A 15,805-nucleotide genomic window follows, 5' to 3' on the forward strand; every position below is an offset into this window, starting at 1 on the left:
GAGGGATAACCCATGCTTTCGAGGCGCATCTTTCTGCAGGGTGCCGCCGGCGCCCTGACTGTGCTCTCGACCGGCGCGGTCGCGGGGATCGCGCGGGCCGCGACCGTCGATGTCGTGACGATCGACAGCGTCGAGACGCCGCTTGCCACCGCCGCAGAGGCTTCTCTGGCCGGGCATCGTCACGTCCGTCTCTCGGGCACGCAGCTCGAACGCTACAATACGTTGAAAGCGCTGTTCGGCTCCGCGTCCGGATTGCATGTGCGCGCCCATCTCGACCATGCGGCGCAGGTGCTGCTCGACACCGCGCTGAACGAAACCGGCCGGGCGATCATCGCGCCCGTCCGGCGCGGTGCGTCCATCGGCTTCGTCGTGAAGGCTGCGTAAGGGGAGGGGAACTGTGTCGCTTCTCGATAAATCACTCAGGATCGCCGCTGTCGCGGCCCTCGCGCTCATGGCGTCCGGCCTGGCCGCCACGGCGCGGGACACCGTCACCGAGCGTCTCGACGACAGGCGCATGTTCGGCTCGGGGCGGGAGGCTTTCACCAAGACCTGCGCGCGCTGCCACACCGGCCTCGACAGCGCGGTGGGGCCCAACCTTTTCCAGAAGGAATACGACCCCGAAGTCTTGAAGTACTTCGCGCGCCACGGTTTCGGGCCGATGCCCGCCTTTACCGAATCCATGATCGACAACGCCACGCTCGACGAACTGGCAGCCTATGTCGCCAGGCAGGGCAAAGGAGAATCCCGATGACCACCGCACGCGAAGTGGCGCACATTCCCGATGGCGTGACGAAGGAGGCCTTTCTGGCAGCGCTCGCCAGATTTGAGGCAATCGTCGGCGCGCACAACGTCCTGACCGGGGAGGAGCGGCTCACTCCTTACTACAAGACGATGATGCCGGCGGATGACACGGACTATGCGACGTCGGCCGTGCTGCAGCCGACCAGCACCGAGCAGGTTCAGGCAATCGTCAAGGTCTGCAACGAATTCGGCGTGCCCGTCTGGCCGACGTCGACCGGCCGCAACTTCGGCTACGGCACCTATGCCCAGGGCACCGCGAAGGGGCATCGGCACCAGGTCGTCATCGATTTCCGGCATATGAACAGGATTCTGGAAGTCGACGCGGAACTCGGCACGGCCCTGCTGGAGCCGGGCGTCACCTATCAGCAACTCGTCGACTATCTCGAAGCGAACGACATCCCGCTGTGGGTCTCCTGTCCTGCGCCGTCGGCAATTGCATCGCCGGTCGGGAACACGCTCGACCGCGGTGTGGGCTACACGCCGTACGGCGAGCATTTCATGATGCAATGCGGCATGGAGGTCGTTCTGGCGAATGGCGACGTCCTGCGCACGGCCATGGGCGGCGTCGAGGGCAGTAATTCGTGGCAGGTGTTCAAATGGGGCTTCGGCCCGTATCTCGATGGCATCTTCACCCAGTCGAACTTCGGGATCGTGACGAAGATGGGCCTCTGGCTCATGCCGAAACCGCCAGCGTACAAGCCGTTCTACATCCGGTTTCCCGACGACGAGGACATAACGGCGATCGTGGACATGATGCGCCCGCTGCGCATGGCGAACATCATCCCCAACGCGGTCGTGTTCGCCCACGCCCTCTGGGAGGCGCCGGCCGTCATTCCGCGCTCCAAGTACTATGACGGCAAGGGCGCCATGCCCAAGGACGCCATCGAGCGGATGAAGACGGAGGAAGGCTTCGGCGCCTGGAACGTTTACGCGGCCCTCTACGGCACCCCGGAGCAGGTCGAGGTGAACTGGAAGATCGTGACGGACGCGGTGAAGCGGCTCGGCAAGGGCGAGATCTTCACCGAGGCGGAGCTGGGCGGCAAGGAGCCCTTCAACTACCGCGCGGCGCTCATGCGCGGCGGCATGAACCTGCAGGAGTTCGGCCTCTACCGCTGGCGCGGCGGCGGCGGGTCGATGTGGTTCGCACCGGTGACTGTCGCCAAAGGCTCGGAAACCCTCACGCAGACGAAGCTGGCCACGGAAATCCTGAACAAGTGGGGCTTCGACTACTGCGGCGAATACATCGTCGGCATGCGCGACATGCATCATGTCATCGATCTCCTTTTCGACAAGACCGACGAGGAGGACACGAAGAACGCGCACGCCTGCATGTCCGAACTCATCGAGGAGTTCCGCAAGCGCGGCTATGCCGTCTACCGGACCAACAATGCGTTCATGGATCAGGTGGCCGACTGCTACGGCCCGGTGCAGCGCCGCATCAACCAGACGCTCAAGCGCGCGCTCGACCCGAACGGCATCATCGCCCCCGGCAAGTCCGGCATCGGCGCCTGACAGCCCCGGACGGCCAGCGGCGGAACGGGCCAGCCCCTTCCGCCGCGTCATGCTCCTCATGAATGAGAATCCGAAAGCAGTCGTCATGAAAAGATACGTCGCCGCGCTGGCAGCGCTTGCCGGGATGTCGGCCACGCCGGCATGCCGGCGTCAGGAAGCCGGATGAGGTCGCCAACCTCATCGAATATCTCAAGAATCCCGCGGCGGCGGAATAGGCGGAGACAGGGCTGGCGCTATCTCCGGCGATGACGCGGCCGATGCCTCGACAAGCCTGGCGCGTTCCTCCAGCCTGAAGCGGCGCGGCGTCACGCCCACCTCTCGCTGGAACATGCGCGAGAAGTAGGCGGGGTCGGTGAAGCCAAGGCCATAGGCGATGTTCTGCACGGAAGTGGGGGTGACGACGAGGTCGCGCCTTGCGGTATCGATGAGCTTGCGGATCAGCAATTGCTGCGTCGTCAGCCCCGCCGCCGCCTGTGCGATCCGGTTGAGGTGGGTCGGCGATATATTGAGTGCGTCTGCGTAGAAGGAGACGGGCCGGTGTTCGCGGAAATGCCGGTCGATCAGTTCCAGCAGTTGCTCCAGCCGCGCATCCCGCTGTGCGGCGGCCCGCCCGTCCGCATCGTCCGCCCCGGCGGCGCGCGCCACGAGCATCAATGCCGAGACGAAATAGGCTTCCAGAAGCCGCGTCTTGTTGGGTTTGCGGCCTGAGAACTCGTCCATGATGCGCGCCACCGTGGCGCCGATGTAGGCGAGGTTGGAAGGGTCGGCCCCGCGCAGGGCGACGAGCTGCGGCTGGCGCAGCCAGCGCGAAAGCGGCCCGTTCCGGGAGCTGGCGAGCAACGGCACTTCCGGAACGAGCACCGTGACGATGTGGCCGACGATGTCGTTCGAAAAGGCGAAGCCGTGGCTGAAGCCGGGCGGTACGACGATGGCGGCGGGTGTCTCGAAGGCGTGCTGGACGCCGTCGAAATTCGCGCTGCCCGTACCGCTCTCGATGTGCAGAAGCTGGAAGAAGCTGTCGTGCCGGTGCAGGCCGATCTCGAACCGATGCAGGCTGCTGCGGGAAAACAGCGTCTCGCAATGCAGCCAGAAATCCGGCCTGTCGTCCGGTCTCTCTCCATAGAGTTCATAGGTCGGGACTTCCCTGCGCATCGGAAACGTACCTCCGGCATGTTCCGTAAATGCAATTTCTTGCACGGAAAATCCATTGAAAGAAGCAAAGTTGACCACAGAATAAGGCGAATTTTCACAAGACAGGATTCATAGGGAGGTACGATGCGTACTCAGGTCGTCATCATCGGTTCGGGTCCCTCGGGCCTGCTGCTCGGCCAGCTTCTGACCAAGGCTGGCATCGACAACATCATTCTGGACCGGGTCAGCCCGGACTATATTCTGGGGCGCGTGCGCGCCGGCGTGCTCGAAGAGGGCATGGTGCGCCTGCTGGACGAGGCGGGCGCGTCGGAGCGGCTGCACCGCGAGGGCCTGCCCCATGAAGGCATTTCGCTGGCGTTCGACGGCCGGGACCACCGCATCGATCTGACGAAGCTCACGGGCGGCAAGCGCGTCGTGGTCTACGGCCAGACGGAAGTGACCCAGGATTTGCTCGACGAGCGCCGGAAAAGCGGCGCTGGAGGTTTTTACGAGGCGGCCAACGTCACGCCGCATGCTTTCGACACCGACAGCCCCTACGTGACCTTCGAGAAGGACGGCGTCACCCATCGCATCGACTGCGACTTCATCGCCGGTTGCGACGGCTATCACGGCGTCAGCCGCAAGTCCGTGCCGGAAAACGCGATCCGGACATTCGAGAAGGTCTATCCGTTCGGCTGGCTCGGTGTGCTCATCGACCGGCCGCCGGTCGACCACGAACTGATCTACGCCAACCACGAACGCGGCTTCGCGCTCTGTTCCATGCGTTCGCTCACGCGCAGCCGCTACTACATTCAGTGCGCGCTCGACGAGAAGATCGAGGACTGGAGCGACGCGCGCTTCTTCGACGAGCTTCGCCTCCGCCTGCCTGCCCCCCACGCCGAGGCGCTGGTCACGGGCGAATCCTTCGAGAAGTCCATCGCGCCGCTGCGCTCCTTCGTGGCCGAGCCGATGCGCTTCGGCCGCCTGTTCCTGGTGGGCGACGCCGCGCACATCGTGCCGCCGACGGGGGCGAAGGGTCTCAATCTCGCGGCCAGCGACGTCCACTACCTCCACGAGGGCCTGCGGGAATTCTACGCCGAGCGGTCGTTGGCGGGCATCGACGCCTATTCCGCGCGGGCGCTGGCGCGGGTGTGGAAGGCGGAGCGCTTCTCGTGGTCCATGACCACGCTGCTGCATCGCTTCCCCGACACAGGGTCCTTCGACCGGAAGATGCAGGAGGCCGATCTGGACTATCTCGTCCATTCGCTGGCGGCTTCCACTGCGCTGGCCGAAAACTACGTCGGGCTGCCGTTCTGAACTGCGGATCAGGCGCCCGCCGCGGTCTCGCGGATGGTCTGCATCAGGATCTGCAGGCCCGCCGAGGGAACCGTGTCGGTGCGCATGGTCAGCCCCACGGGTCCGGTGGTTTCGCCGGTATCGATGGGCAGCGGCACCAGCCGGCCTTCCGCGATATCGCGCGCGACGACGCCTTCCGATATGATCCATACCGCGTCGCTCTCCTGCACGAAGGCGCGGCCGAACGCATCGGATACCGTCTCGATCTGCACGGGCGGCGGGGCGATCCCGTTGACGATCAGCAGGCGCTCGACAAAGGGCCGGATGATCGAGTTGCCCGTCGGCATCAGCACGGGATAGTCGCCGAGGCTGGCGTAGAGCGAGGGGCCGTGGTTCAGCAGCGGATGGCCGGCCCGCACCAGCAGCACCACCTTTTCCGAGTAGAGATGCTCGAAGGAAAAGCCGGTCATCTTCTCCGGCGCCGCGAGGCGGCCGACCACCAGGTCGAGATCGCCGACGCGAAGCTGCTCCAGCAGCACGGCGTTTTCGCCGGTGACGATCTTGACGCGGCTGCGGGTTTCCTCGGCCAGAAACAGGCTCATGGCGCGCGGCATGACGCGGCTCGACACCGTGGGCAGGGCGCCGATGCGGATGGGCGTGCCGGTGCCCTGCCGTTCCTGCGAGACGGAATCGAGGCCCTGCCGCAACGCCGTCAAAGCCGAACCCGCATGTCGCAGGAAAACCTCGCCATAGCGCGTGATGCCGATGCCGCGCCCCTCGCGCTCAAGCACCGGCACGCCCAGAATCTCTTCCAGCTCGCGGATGGTCTTGGTCACGGCAGGCTGGCTGACATGCAGCAGCTCCGCCGCCTTTACCACGCTTTTCTGTCGCGCCACTTCCACAAACGTGTGCAGATGACGAAACTTGATACGATTGCCGATCACGCTTTTCATAACCCATGAATTATATGATGGCGAATAAATATCATTTTACTTAACTATATGAAAGCGCCAACTTTGGAGCGGGAGGAAAGTCCGGTGCAATTCGCTCTGATCGACGACATCGCCGTCCATTACGATTTCCGCCCTGCCGGGGCGGGCGCCTCGGACGCGGGTCCGGTGATCGTATTCATCAACTCGCTCGGAACCGATCTGCGGATCTGGGACGAGGTCAAGACTCGCCTGGGCAGCGACCGCGCCGTGCTGACCTACGACAAGCGCGGCCACGGTCTTTCCGGTATCGGGGCGACACCCTACACGATCGAGCGGCTGGCGCACGATCTGATCGGGCTGCTGGAGAAACTGTCGATCGCGCGTGCGGTCCTGTGCGGCCTGTCGGTCGGCGGGCTCGTGGCGCAGGGCGTCCATGCCCTGCGGCCCGATCTGGTGGCGGGGCTCGTGCTGTCCAACACGGCCCACAAGATCGGCACGGCGGAGATGTGGAACGCGCGCATGGAGGCCATCGGGAAGGACGGCCTCGCCAGCATTCTGGACACGACCATGCCGCGCTGGTTCACGCCCGCCTTCCGCGTGCCGGACAACGCCGCTTACGCCGGCTACCGGGCCATGTTCGCGCGCCAGCCGCTCGATGGCTACATCGCGACTTGCGCGGCGCTGCGCGAGGCCGACTACACCGCCGCGGCGCGGGCGATCACCGTGCCGACGCTCTGCATCGTCGGCGATCAGGACGGCTCGACGCCGCCCGATCTGGTGCGGGAACTGGCGGGGCTCATTCACGGCGCCCGTTTCGAGGTGATCGCCGGTGCCGGTCATATTCCCAACGTGGAGCAGCCCGCGGCCTATACGGACCTGCTCCGCCAGTTCTTGCAGCAAATTCCGCCTCACATTCCGCAGGGAGACTGAACCCATGGCTCAATCCGCCGGGCGATCCGACCGCTACAGTCTGGGCATGGAAGTGCGACGCTCCGTTCTGGGCGATGCGCATGTGGATCGGGCATCCTCGGCCGCGAACGATTTCGACGCGCCGTTTCAGGAACTGATCACCGAGACCGCATGGGGCACGCTGTGGGCGCGCCCGAACCTGACCCGGCGCGAGCGCTCCATCGTCACCATCGCGCTGCTGGCCGCGCTCGGCCAGGACGAGGAGCTGGCGATGCACATCCGCGCCACGGTCAACACCGGCGCGACGCGAGACGACATCCGCGAAGCGCTGCTGCACGTGGCCATCTATGCCGGCGTGCCGGCATCCAACCATGCCTTCAAGATCGCCAAGAAGACTTATGAAGAAATGACGACTTGCGAAGAGATCAAGGCAACCGGAACAGGGGAGGGAGCCTGAACCATGAGGAATACGATACCGGAAGCGGGTCCGTTGTTCGTCCGCGATCGTGCCATGCAGCCGCCGGCCTATACGCCGTGGTACAAGACGTCGGTCCTGCGCGCGCCCACGCGCGCGCTGCTCTCGCTTGAGGGAACGCGGAGCGAGATCACCGGGCCTGTCTTCGGCCACAACATGCTGCATGAACTCGACAACGACCTGATCCACAACTACGCCAAGCCCGGCGAGTCGGCCATCGGCCCGCGCATCCTGGTGCACGGGCGGGTGCTCGACGAGAGCAACCGCCCGTTGCCGGGCGTGCTCGTCGAGTTCTGGCAGGCGAACGCCGGCGGCCGCTACCGCCACAAGAAGGATACCTATCTCGCCGCGATCGACCCGAATTTCGGCGGCGTCGGCCGCGCGATCACCGACGACGACGGCTATTACTGGTTCAAGACCGTCCAGCCCGGCCCCTATCCGTGGCCGAACGGCGTCAACGACTGGCGGCCGGCGCACATCCATTTCTCGATTTTTGGCAAGTCCTTCGCCCAGCGCCTCATCACGCAGATGTATTTCGAGGGCGATCCGCTGATCTGGCGCTGCCCGATCGTGCAGACCATCCCGGACAAGGCGGCCATAGAGCGTCTCGTCGCGCCGCTGGACATGAACGCCACCTTGCCGATGGACATGCGCGCCTACAAGTTCGACATCGTGCTGCGCGGCCGCCGCTCCACCATGTTCGAGAATCGTCGGGAGGGAAATTGAATGGTCCAGCCGCTCGGTTATCTGAAGGAAAGCCCGTCGCAGACGGCGGGTCCCTATGTCCACATCGGCCTCACGCCGAACTTCGTCGGCATCCATGGCATCTACGCGGAAGACCTGGGCGTGGGCGCGCTGGTCAACGAGAAGACGCGCGGCGAGCGCATCGTCATCCGTGGCCGCGTCATCGATGGCAGCGGCACGCCGCTGAAGGACGCGCTCGTCGAGATATGGCAGGCCGACGCCGCCGGCCTCTACAACAGCCCGCTGGAGACGCGCGGCAAGGCGGACGAGAATTTTTCCGGTTGGGGACGCTCGCCCGCGCATTTCGAGACGGGCGAGTTCGTCTTCGAGACCGTCAAGCCGGGCCGGGTGCCGTTCCAGGACGGTCGCCTGATGGCGCCGCACGTGACCTTGTGGATCGTTGCGCGCGGCATCAACATCGGCCTGCACACGCGCATGTATTTCTCCGACGAGGCCGACGCCAACGCGGAGGACCCGGTGCTGGCGCGCATCGAACACAAGGTGCGCATCCCCACCCTGATCGGCCAGCGCGACGGCGATGCCTATCAGTTCGACATTCACCTGCAGGGTGAAAGAGAAACCGTCTTTTTCGATATGTGAGCCGATGCCGGGCATTTTTGACCATCCCTTCCTGTCGGGCCTGTTCGGTGACAGGGAAGCCGCAACGCTTTTCGAAGCTTCCGCCGACATTCGCGCCATGCTGCGTTTCGAGGCGGCGCTTGCCGTCGCGCAGGCAAAGCTCGGCCTCATTCCCGCCGTGGCGGCAAGCCACATCGCGACCGTTGCGGAGACGTTCGCGCCCGACATCGCGGCGCTGGCGGCGGGCACGGCCCGCGACGGCGTCGTCATCCCGGAGCTGGTGCGCCAGTTGCGGGAGGCCGTCGGCAACGAACATGCGCGGGAGGTGCATCTCGGCGCGACGAGCCAGGATGTCATCGACACCAGCCTCGTGCTCCGGCTGAAAGAGTTCTGCCGGCTGCTCGACACGCGCCTCGCGGGGCTGATCGCTGCCTACGAGGGGCTCGACCGCGCCTTTGGCGCCCGGCCCCTCACGGGCTACACGCGGATGCAGGCCGCCATCCCCATCAGCGTGTCGGACCGCATCCGGGCGTGGCGCGAACCGCTGACGCGCCATCGCGGGCGGTTGGCCAGTCTGAGCTTTCCCGTGCAATTCGGCGGTGCCGCGGGCACGCTCGACAGGTTCGCGGAGCAGGGGCCGCCGCTGCGCGCCGCGCTGGCGGGGGCGCTCGGCCTCGACGACGCGCCGCAGTGGCAGAGCCAGCGCGACTACGTGGCCGAGTACGGCCATGTCTTCGCGCTCGTCTCGGGCAGCTTGGGCAAATTCGGGCAGGATGTCGCGCTCATGGCGCAGGTGGGCGGCGAGATCGCGCTCGCCGGCGGCGGCGGCTCCTCGGCCATGCCGCACAAGCAGAACCCCGTCGGCGCGGAGGTGCTGGTGTCCCTTGCCCGTTTCAACGCGGTTCAGGCGTCGGCCCTGCAGCATGCGATGGTGCACGAGCAGGAGCGCTCCGGTGCCGCCTGGACGCTCGAATGGATGATCCTGCCGCAGATGGCGATGGCGGCGGCAGCGTCGCTGAACAGGGCGCAGGACCTCGCAGGCGCGATCCGGCGGCTGGGAGAGGCGGCCGCTCCATAACCGGTTGATTATCGGTCCGCACGATCAATTCATTTTACATTACGGAGCGGACTGGCAAGGTGGTACAGAACAGAAGACGCGGCGGGGTGCCGTCGGGCGGCAAAGGCCGTCCGGCTGCGTCCGGAACCGGGTTTCGCTTCGGGAGGAAAACATGAGGAAATTCGCAATCGCTGCGGCGGCTGCAATCGCGTTCGGCGCCACCGCTGCCGAGGCCGACGTCGTCAAGGTCGGGGTGATCGGTCCGTTCTCCGGCCCCTTCGCCATTCAGGGCAAGAACTTCAAGGCCGGCATAGACGCCTATATCGCGGAGCACGGCAACAAGATCGGCGACAACACGGTCGAGATCGTTTACCGCGACGTGCCGCAGGCCGATCCGGCCCAATCCAAGGCGCTGGCGCAGGAACTCGTCGTCAAGGAAAAGGTGCAATATCTGGCGGGCTTCTATTTCACGCCGGACGCCATGGCCGTGACGCCGCTGCTGAAGCAGGCCAATGTGCCCATGGTGGTGATGAACGCGGCCACTTCTTCCATCGTCGCCAAGAGCCCTTATGTCGTGCGTGTGTCCTTCACGACGTGGCAGACCTCGACTCCGATCGCGCAGGTCGCCCTCGATCTCGGGGTGAAGAAGGTCATTACCGTGGTGAGCGACTACGGCCCGGGTGTCGACGCGGAAAATGCCTTCAAGGCTGCGTTCACCAAGGCGGGCGGTGAGGTGGTGCAGGCCATCCGCATGCCGCTCAGCACCAACGATTTCAGCCCGATCATGCAGCGCGTGAAGGATTCCGGTGCCCAGGGCGTGTTCGCCTTCCTGCCTTCCGGCCCCACCACGCTTGGCTTCATGAAGGCTTACGCGGACAACGGCCTCGGCAAGGCCGGCGTGCGGCTCTTCGCGCCGGGCGACCTGACGCAGGAATCCGACCTGCCGGCGCTGGGAGAGGCGGCGGCGGGCGCGCTCACCACGTTCCACTATGCGCTGTCGCACGACTCCGACGAGAACCGCCGGTTCGTGGAAAACGCGAGGAAGGCCATCGGCAACCCGGCCGAGCTTTCCTTCCCCTCCGTCGGCGCCTATGACGGCATGCACGTCATCTACAGGATGATCGAGGCCACGGGCGGCCGGCAGGATGCGGAAAAGGCTGTCGAAGCCGTGAAGGGCCTCTCCTGGGAAAGCCCGCGCGGACCCGTTTCCATCGATCCCGAAAGCCGCCACATCACGCAGAACATCTACCTGCGCGAGGTGGCCCGGGCCGAGGACGGCAGCTACTACAACAAGGAGATCCGGACGTTCGAGAAGCAGGGCGATCCCGGCCTCGCGGCGCAATGAGGAAGGGGCGCGCGGCGCTCCCTCATGACTGGACCTGACTGATGCAGACCGTGCTGAGTATCGCCGTCGACGCCCTTGCCTACGGCATGGTGCTGTTCGTCATTTCCATCGGCCTGTCCGTGACGATGGGGCTGATGCGCGTCATCAACCTCGCGCACGGCGCCTTCGCCATGGTGGGCGGCTATTGCGCCTCCTATGTCGCGCATGCGGGCTTCGGCTACGGCATCGCCATCGTGGCGGCAATGGTGGCGACCGCCATTATCGCCCTGCCGCTGGAACGGCTGCTCTACCGCCGCATCTACGGCGCATCCGAGTTGACGCAGGTGCTGATGACCATCGGCATCACCTTCTGCGTCATCGGGCTGGTCAACTACATTTTCGGGCCGACGCTGAAGACGGTGCCGCTGCCGGAGGCGCTGCGCGGCTCCGTCGATCTCGGCTTCCGCTCGGTGGCGAAGTATCGCCTGTTCGCCATCCTGTGCGGCCTCATCGTCGCGGGCGGGCTGTGGTACCTGATCGAGCGCACGGCCTTCGGCGTCCGCCTGCGCGCCACCGTGGACAATGCCAACATGGCGGCTTCACTCGGCGTGCGCACGCAGATCGTCTATGCGGCGAGCTTCGCCCTTGCCGTCGCGCTCGCCGCCTTCGGCGGGGTGGTGGGGTCGGAGCTGCTGCCGCTCGAACCCTATTACGCGCTGCGCTATATGGTGACATTTCTGGTCGTGGTATCGGTCGGCGGTCCCGGCTCCATTCCCGGCGCGCTGCTCGCCTGCCTGCTGCTCGGCGCGATCGATACCATCGGGCGCTACCTCGCGCCCGAATACGGCGAGTTCTTCTTCTATCTCGCCGTCATCGTCATCGTGACCCTGTTTCCCCGCGGCCTTGCGGGAAGGTTGAAGAAACAATGACCGCGATTTCGCAGCCCGCCGGGCAATCCTTCAACCGGACGCTTTCCGGGCTCGTCGGCCTCGCCGCGATCGTCGGCTGCGGCGTTGCCGGCTACTTCCTGTTCCCCGACAATCTGGCGCTGCTGACGCGCATCGTCGCCGTCGCGCTGCTGGTGTTGTCGCTCGATCTGGTGACGGGCTACTGCGGCATCGCGACACTCGGCCATGCCGCCCTGTTCGGTGCGGGCGCCTACGGCGCCGGCATCGCCGCCGCGCATTTCGGCGTCGTGAGCCCGCTGGCGATGACGGGGATCGGGCTTGCGGCGGGTGCCGTCGCCGGCCTCATTTCCGGCGTCGTGCTGCTGCGCGCGCACGGCCTCGCGCAGCTCGTGCTGTCCATCGCCGTCGTGCATCTCTTCCACGAGGCGGCGAACAAGGCCTCCGGATGGACGGGCGGCAGCGACGGCCTCAGCGGCATTTCCCCCGATCCGCTGCTCGGCCTCTTCGAGTTCGACCTGTGGGGCCGCACGGTCTATGTCTATGCCGTCGTCCTCCTCGTGATCGTCTTCGTCCTGCTGCGCTTCGTCGTCCATTCCCCCTTCGGCATGCTGTGCCGCGGCATCCGGGAGGACAAGGTCCGTGTCCACGCCATGGGCGCGTCGGTGCACGGCGCACAACTGCGCATGTTCGTGATCTCCGGCGCGGTCGCGGGTGTCGGCGGCGCGCTCAACGCCATCTCGACACAGGTGGTCGGCCTCGACAGCCTGTCCTTCACGCTGTCGGCGGAGGCGCTCGTCATGCTGGTGCTGGGCGGTGTGGGTTCGCTCTACGGGGCGCTGATCGGCACCGTAGCCTTCATGTGGTTCGAGGACGTGGTCTCGGCCGCCAACCCGTTCCACTGGCTCACCATGGTCGGCGTGCTGCTCATCGCGGTGGTGCTGTTCGCGCCGCGCGGCCTCTACGGCTCGGCCGCGGCCTTGCTGACGCGCGGGAGCGGCCGGCGATGAGCACCGTCTTCGAAGTCACCCGGCTGCGCAAGAACTTCGGCGGCCTCACCGTCACCGACGACGTCTCTCTGTCGATGGCGACGAGCGACCGCTTGGCGCTGATCGGCCCCAATGGCGCGGGCAAGACGACATTCGTCAACCTTGTCACAGGCAATCTCGCGCCCACCTCCGGCACCGTGACGCTCGCGGGTGCGGACATCACGCGCCTCAACGCCATGCAACGTGTGCGGCGGGGGCTGGTGCGCTCGTTTCAGGTCACGCGCCTTTTTCAGGAGATGACGCCGGAGGAGCACGTGGCACTCGCTGTCCTGCAGCGCGAGGGCAGGACCGGCCGCCTGTTCGGCGATTTCAGGCGCATGCCGCGCGTCATGGAGGAGGTGCGCGACATCCTCGGCACGCTCGGCCTCGACGGGCTGGCGACCCGCAAGGTGAGCGAGATCGCCTATGGCCAGCAGCGCCTTCTGGAAATCGCTCTCGCACTTGCCCTGCGGCCGCGAGTGCTTCTGCTCGACGAACCGGCGGCGGGCGTGCCGCAGAGCGACACGGGGCGCATCGAGCGGGCGCTGGAGATGCTGCCGCCCGATCTCGCCGTGCTGATGATCGAGCACGACATGGAGCTGGTCTTCCGCTTCGCCCGCCGCGTCATCGTGCTCGCGGCCGGAAAGGTGATCTTCGACGGTCTGCCTGACGACGTCGTGAAGGACGCGCGCGTGCGCGAGGCCTATCTCGGGAGTTACGCGCAATGACGACCGCTGTCTCGCTCGACGTTCGCAACCTCAGCGCCGGCTACGGCCCGACGCGGGTGATAGAGGATGTCTCGTTCAGCGTTGCGCCCGGTTCCCGGCTCGCGGTGCTGGGCCGCAACGGCGTGGGCAAGACGAGCCTGTTCGCCACCATTGCCGGGCATACGCGGCGCTACGGCGGCGAGATCAGGCTGGGCGGCACTGACATCGCGCCGCTCGCTCCCGCCGCCCGCGCGCTTGCCGGGCTCGGCTACGTGCCGCAGACGCGCGACGTCTTCTCGACGCTCACGGTGGAGGAGAACCTGTCCGTCGGCCTGAAGAAGCGCCCGAAGGATGCGATCGAGGAAGCCTACAAGCTGTTTCCGCGCCTCAAGGAGCGGCGCCGCAACCTCGGCTCGCAGCTCTCGGGCGGCGAGCAGCAGATGCTCTCGACCGCGCGCACCATCCTCGGCCAGCCGACCGTGCTGCTGCTGGACGAGCCGCTGGAAGGGCTGGCGCCGGTGATCTGCGAGGAGCTGACGGCGGTGTTCTCCGCGCTGGCGCAGCAGGGCGGCATGACGATCCTGCTCGTCGAACAGCGTATCCAGAGCGCGCTCGACTTCGCCGACGACGTCATCATTCTGGAGCGCGGCCGCATCGCGTGGTCCGGCGCCAGCGCCGCGCTCGCCGGCGACAGGAAGACGGTGGAGCATTTCCTGGGCGTCGGCGGCCTGCACTGAATGAACGGACGGCCGTCTACTCGGCGCCCTTCCAGACGCGGGCGAGGAGTTCGCACAGCGTGCGCCTTTCGCCGGCCGTCAGCGTGTGGAAGAGCTTTTCCTCCCGCTCCACCACCCGCGCCCGCCAGCCGGGCAGCAGGCTCTTCGCCTCCGCGCTGAGGCTCAGCCGCTGGATGCGCTGGTCGTTGGGATCCGAGTGCCGTTCGATCAGGCCGCGCTCGTCGAACTCCGCGAGGATCGAGACGATGTTCGCGCGCTGCAGGCCGAGAATCCGGCATATCTCGGCGGACGTCGTTCCCGGCTGCTCATCGATGGCGCAGAGCACCGAAAACGGAATCGGCCGCAGGCCCTCGGCCCGGAAACAGCGGACGAAGTCGTTCATGTCGGCGACCGAAGCGCGGCGAAGATGATAGCCGACAAGGTCCTCAAGCCGGCTTTCCCCGGCGACGTCCGGCTCAATGGCCTTCTGGATCATGGGCATCCGACTCTTCTCATCAAATTCGTCTGTCCTGATTTCATTATATCTCTTGCCAAACGCGATAATGCTATGCGATATAGCGATTAATGGTTATGCTTCATAGCAACATGACCGGCGATGCCGGCGCGGCCATGAAACCGGGAGGAAAAAATGAATACCACAGTTTCCTTGCGAGTCGCGGGGTCTGGGCGTGGCATGCCGCATCCGCGCCGGATCAATGTCGAGACCGTGGCGGGCCGCTGCCCGGGCTGAGCTACCATTCCACCCGACCGCCGTTCCGGCTCTTCGCGACAGCTCGCGCGGACTGTCTCCGCGCATCGGCGCCGCACGGCCCCATCCCTCATCGGAGACCACCATGACTGATCCTGTCATCCACGACATCGACAACGGCATCGCCTGGGTACGGTTCAACCGTCCCGAAAAGCGCAACTGCATGAACCCCGCCCTGAACCGGCAGATGATGGATGTCCTCCGGGAGCTGGAGTTCCGCGAGGATGTCGGCGTCCTTGTGCTCTCGGGCGAGGGCACCGCCTGGTCGGCGGGCATGGACCTCAAGGAATATTTCCGCGAGACCGAGGTCCAGGGGCTTGGCGCGGTGCGCAAGGCGCAGTCCGAGTCCTACGGCTGGTGGCGCAAGCTGCGCTGGTATCAGAAGCCGACGATCGCGATGGTTAACGGCTGGTGCTTCGGCGGCGGCTACGGTCCGCTCTTCGCCTGCGACCTCGCCTTCGCGGCGGACGAGGCGCAGTTCGGCCTCTCCGAGATTAACTGGGGCATCCTGCCCGGTGGCGGGGCGACGAAGGTCGTGGCGGATCTCCTGTCCATGCGCGACGCCATGTATCATGCGCTGACGGGCGAGATGATCGACGGCCGCAAGGCGGCGGAATGGAAGCTCGTCAACGAAAGCGTGCCGCTGGCGCAGCTCAGGGACCGGGTGACGGAAGTGGCGCGTGTGCTGCTCCAGAAGAATCCGGTGGCGCTGAAGGCGACCAAGGATGCCGTCCGCCGCGTCCAGGAAATGACCTACGACAACGCCGAGGATTATCTGGTGCGGGCGCAGGAGGCGGCGAACTTCTACGACGACGGGGGCCGCAAGGAAGGCATCCGCCAGTTCATCGATGAAAAGACCTACAAGCCGGGCCTCGGCGCCTACGACAAGACCCGGGCCTGACCGGGGCGGCGTCCATGGG

General features: G+C 65.9%; 18 protein-coding genes. 15 read left to right on the top strand and 3 right to left on the bottom strand.

The window, feature by feature from the left end:
* Positions 1 to 12 precede the first annotated feature (12 nt).
* The 3 genes from FHS82_RS18770 to FHS82_RS18780 are packed head-to-tail and all read left to right on the top strand — an operon-like array spanning position 13 to position 2,313.
* On the top strand, positions 13 to 384 hold the full coding sequence (locus FHS82_RS18770; RefSeq protein WP_166955791.1) for a hypothetical protein: 372 nt from the start codon (positions 13 to 15) through the stop codon (positions 382 to 384).
* 13 nt (positions 385 to 397) lie between these two features.
* The gene (locus FHS82_RS18775) at positions 398 to 751 is read left to right on the top strand and encodes a c-type cytochrome (protein ID WP_166955792.1); all 354 of its coding nucleotides are present in this window, start codon (positions 398 to 400) and stop codon (positions 749 to 751) included.
* Positions 748 to 2,313: an FAD-binding oxidoreductase gene (locus FHS82_RS18780; RefSeq protein ID WP_166955793.1), complete on the top strand. Its 1,566-nt coding sequence runs from the start codon at positions 748 to 750 to the stop codon at positions 2,311 to 2,313. Before FHS82_RS18775 ends, FHS82_RS18780 begins: the two co-directional genes overlap by 4 nt.
* Before the next feature lie 189 nt (positions 2,314 to 2,502).
* On the opposite strand, the gene FHS82_RS18785 is transcribed toward FHS82_RS18780, so the two are convergent.
* Positions 2,503 to 3,465, bottom strand: a complete 963-nt coding sequence (locus tag FHS82_RS18785) for a helix-turn-helix domain-containing protein (RefSeq protein ID WP_166955794.1) — start codon at positions 3,463 to 3,465, stop codon at positions 2,503 to 2,505.
* Positions 3,466 to 3,588: 123 nt separating this feature from the next.
* Here FHS82_RS18785 and pobA point away from each other — a divergent pair, with 123 nt between their 5' ends.
* On the top strand, positions 3,589 to 4,761 hold the full coding sequence (gene pobA, locus FHS82_RS18790) for a 4-hydroxybenzoate 3-monooxygenase (RefSeq protein ID WP_166955796.1): 1,173 nt from the start codon (positions 3,589 to 3,591) through the stop codon (positions 4,759 to 4,761).
* A gap of 8 nt (positions 4,762 to 4,769) precedes the next feature.
* Here the strand turns inward: pobA and pcaQ are convergent, their stop codons facing one another.
* Complete coding sequence (pcaQ, locus tag FHS82_RS18795; RefSeq protein WP_166955798.1) at positions 4,770 to 5,684, bottom strand: pca operon transcription factor PcaQ; 915 nt, start codon at positions 5,682 to 5,684, stop codon at positions 4,770 to 4,772.
* Between the two features lie 93 nt (positions 5,685 to 5,777).
* Between pcaQ and pcaD the strand changes: the two genes are divergently transcribed.
* From pcaD to FHS82_RS18845, 10 genes are all read left to right on the top strand, one after another.
* A complete protein-coding gene (gene pcaD / locus FHS82_RS18800) occupies positions 5,778 to 6,602 on the top strand; it encodes a 3-oxoadipate enol-lactonase (protein ID WP_166955802.1) in 825 nt (274 codons plus the stop codon).
* Between the two features lie 4 nt (positions 6,603 to 6,606).
* Positions 6,607 to 7,038 carry a 4-carboxymuconolactone decarboxylase gene (pcaC, locus tag FHS82_RS18805; protein WP_166955805.1) on the top strand — a complete coding sequence of 144 codons (432 nt, stop codon included), beginning with the start codon at positions 6,607 to 6,609 and terminating at the stop codon, positions 7,036 to 7,038.
* A 3-nt stretch (positions 7,039 to 7,041) separates the two neighbouring features.
* The gene (pcaH, locus tag FHS82_RS18810; protein WP_166955808.1) at positions 7,042 to 7,782 is read left to right on the top strand and encodes a protocatechuate 3,4-dioxygenase subunit beta; all 741 of its coding nucleotides are present in this window, start codon (positions 7,042 to 7,044) and stop codon (positions 7,780 to 7,782) included.
* Entirely contained in the window at positions 7,783 to 8,400 is a 618-nt protein-coding gene (gene pcaG, locus FHS82_RS18815; protein ID WP_166955820.1) for a protocatechuate 3,4-dioxygenase subunit alpha, read from the top strand. It abuts the gene before it with no gap.
* Between the two features lie 4 nt (positions 8,401 to 8,404).
* A complete protein-coding gene (locus tag FHS82_RS18820) occupies positions 8,405 to 9,457 on the top strand; it encodes a 3-carboxy-cis,cis-muconate cycloisomerase (RefSeq protein ID WP_166955824.1) in 1,053 nt (350 codons plus the stop codon).
* A 151-nt stretch (positions 9,458 to 9,608) separates the two neighbouring features.
* Positions 9,609 to 10,781, top strand: a complete 1,173-nt coding sequence (locus tag FHS82_RS18825; protein WP_166955827.1) for an ABC transporter substrate-binding protein — start codon at positions 9,609 to 9,611, stop codon at positions 10,779 to 10,781.
* Positions 10,782 to 10,822: 41 nt separating this feature from the next.
* A complete protein-coding gene (locus FHS82_RS18830; protein WP_166955829.1) occupies positions 10,823 to 11,689 on the top strand; it encodes a branched-chain amino acid ABC transporter permease in 867 nt (288 codons plus the stop codon).
* Positions 11,686 to 12,675 (top strand): branched-chain amino acid ABC transporter permease, encoded by a 990-nt coding sequence (locus tag FHS82_RS18835; RefSeq protein WP_166955831.1) that lies wholly within the window; start codon positions 11,686 to 11,688, stop codon positions 12,673 to 12,675. The genes FHS82_RS18830 and FHS82_RS18835 overlap by 4 nt, the downstream gene beginning before the upstream one ends.
* A complete protein-coding gene (locus FHS82_RS18840; RefSeq protein WP_166955833.1) occupies positions 12,672 to 13,421 on the top strand; it encodes an ABC transporter ATP-binding protein in 750 nt (249 codons plus the stop codon). Before FHS82_RS18835 ends, FHS82_RS18840 begins: the two co-directional genes overlap by 4 nt.
* Positions 13,418 to 14,137, top strand: a complete 720-nt coding sequence (locus FHS82_RS18845; RefSeq protein WP_166955835.1) for an ABC transporter ATP-binding protein — start codon at positions 13,418 to 13,420, stop codon at positions 14,135 to 14,137. Before FHS82_RS18840 ends, FHS82_RS18845 begins: the two co-directional genes overlap by 4 nt.
* Positions 14,138 to 14,153: 16 nt before the next feature.
* Here FHS82_RS18845 and FHS82_RS18850 read toward each other — a convergent pair whose 3' ends face one another.
* Positions 14,154 to 14,618: a MarR family winged helix-turn-helix transcriptional regulator gene (locus FHS82_RS18850; RefSeq protein ID WP_208394348.1), complete on the bottom strand. Its 465-nt coding sequence runs from the start codon at positions 14,616 to 14,618 to the stop codon at positions 14,154 to 14,156.
* Positions 14,619 to 14,970: 352 nt separating this feature from the next.
* Here FHS82_RS18850 and FHS82_RS18855 point away from each other — a divergent pair, with 352 nt between their 5' ends.
* Positions 14,971 to 15,786 (top strand): p-hydroxycinnamoyl CoA hydratase/lyase, encoded by an 816-nt coding sequence (locus FHS82_RS18855; protein WP_166955839.1) that lies wholly within the window; start codon positions 14,971 to 14,973, stop codon positions 15,784 to 15,786.
* Positions 15,787 to 15,805 lie beyond the last annotated feature (19 nt).

The organism is Pseudochelatococcus lubricantis (genome assembly GCF_011762225.1).
GTDB classification, from domain to species: domain Bacteria; phylum Pseudomonadota; class Alphaproteobacteria; order Rhizobiales; family Beijerinckiaceae; genus Pseudochelatococcus; species Pseudochelatococcus lubricantis.

What these genes read in the sequence shown, in the direction of transcription:
- FHS82_RS18785 (WP_166955794.1), bottom strand. Translation starts at nt 3,465, where the DNA reads ATGCGCAGGGAAGTCCCGACCTATGAACTCTATGGAGAGAGACCGGAC.
- FHS82_RS18835 (WP_166955831.1), top strand. Translation starts at nt 11,686, where the DNA reads ATGACCGCGATTTCGCAGCCCGCCGGGCAATCCTTCAACCGGACGCTT.
- FHS82_RS18770 (WP_166955791.1), top strand. Translation starts at nt 13, where the DNA reads ATGCTTTCGAGGCGCATCTTTCTGCAGGGTGCCGCCGGCGCCCTGACT.
- FHS82_RS18830 (WP_166955829.1), top strand. Translation starts at nt 10,823, where the DNA reads ATGCAGACCGTGCTGAGTATCGCCGTCGACGCCCTTGCCTACGGCATG.
- FHS82_RS18855 (WP_166955839.1), top strand. Translation starts at nt 14,971, where the DNA reads ATGACTGATCCTGTCATCCACGACATCGACAACGGCATCGCCTGGGTA.
- FHS82_RS18840 (WP_166955833.1), top strand. Translation starts at nt 12,672, where the DNA reads ATGAGCACCGTCTTCGAAGTCACCCGGCTGCGCAAGAACTTCGGCGGC.
- pcaC (WP_166955805.1), top strand. Translation starts at nt 6,607, where the DNA reads ATGGCTCAATCCGCCGGGCGATCCGACCGCTACAGTCTGGGCATGGAA.
- pcaG (WP_166955820.1), top strand. Translation starts at nt 7,783, where the DNA reads ATGGTCCAGCCGCTCGGTTATCTGAAGGAAAGCCCGTCGCAGACGGCG.
- FHS82_RS18820 (WP_166955824.1), top strand. Translation starts at nt 8,405, where the DNA reads ATGCCGGGCATTTTTGACCATCCCTTCCTGTCGGGCCTGTTCGGTGAC.
- FHS82_RS18845 (WP_166955835.1), top strand. Translation starts at nt 13,418, where the DNA reads ATGACGACCGCTGTCTCGCTCGACGTTCGCAACCTCAGCGCCGGCTAC.
- FHS82_RS18850 (WP_208394348.1), bottom strand. Translation starts at nt 14,618, where the DNA reads ATGCCCATGATCCAGAAGGCCATTGAGCCGGACGTCGCCGGGGAAAGC.
- FHS82_RS18825 (WP_166955827.1), top strand. Translation starts at nt 9,609, where the DNA reads ATGAGGAAATTCGCAATCGCTGCGGCGGCTGCAATCGCGTTCGGCGCC.
- pobA (WP_166955796.1), top strand. Translation starts at nt 3,589, where the DNA reads ATGCGTACTCAGGTCGTCATCATCGGTTCGGGTCCCTCGGGCCTGCTG.
- FHS82_RS18780 (WP_166955793.1), top strand. Translation starts at nt 748, where the DNA reads ATGACCACCGCACGCGAAGTGGCGCACATTCCCGATGGCGTGACGAAG.
- pcaH (WP_166955808.1), top strand. Translation starts at nt 7,042, where the DNA reads ATGAGGAATACGATACCGGAAGCGGGTCCGTTGTTCGTCCGCGATCGT.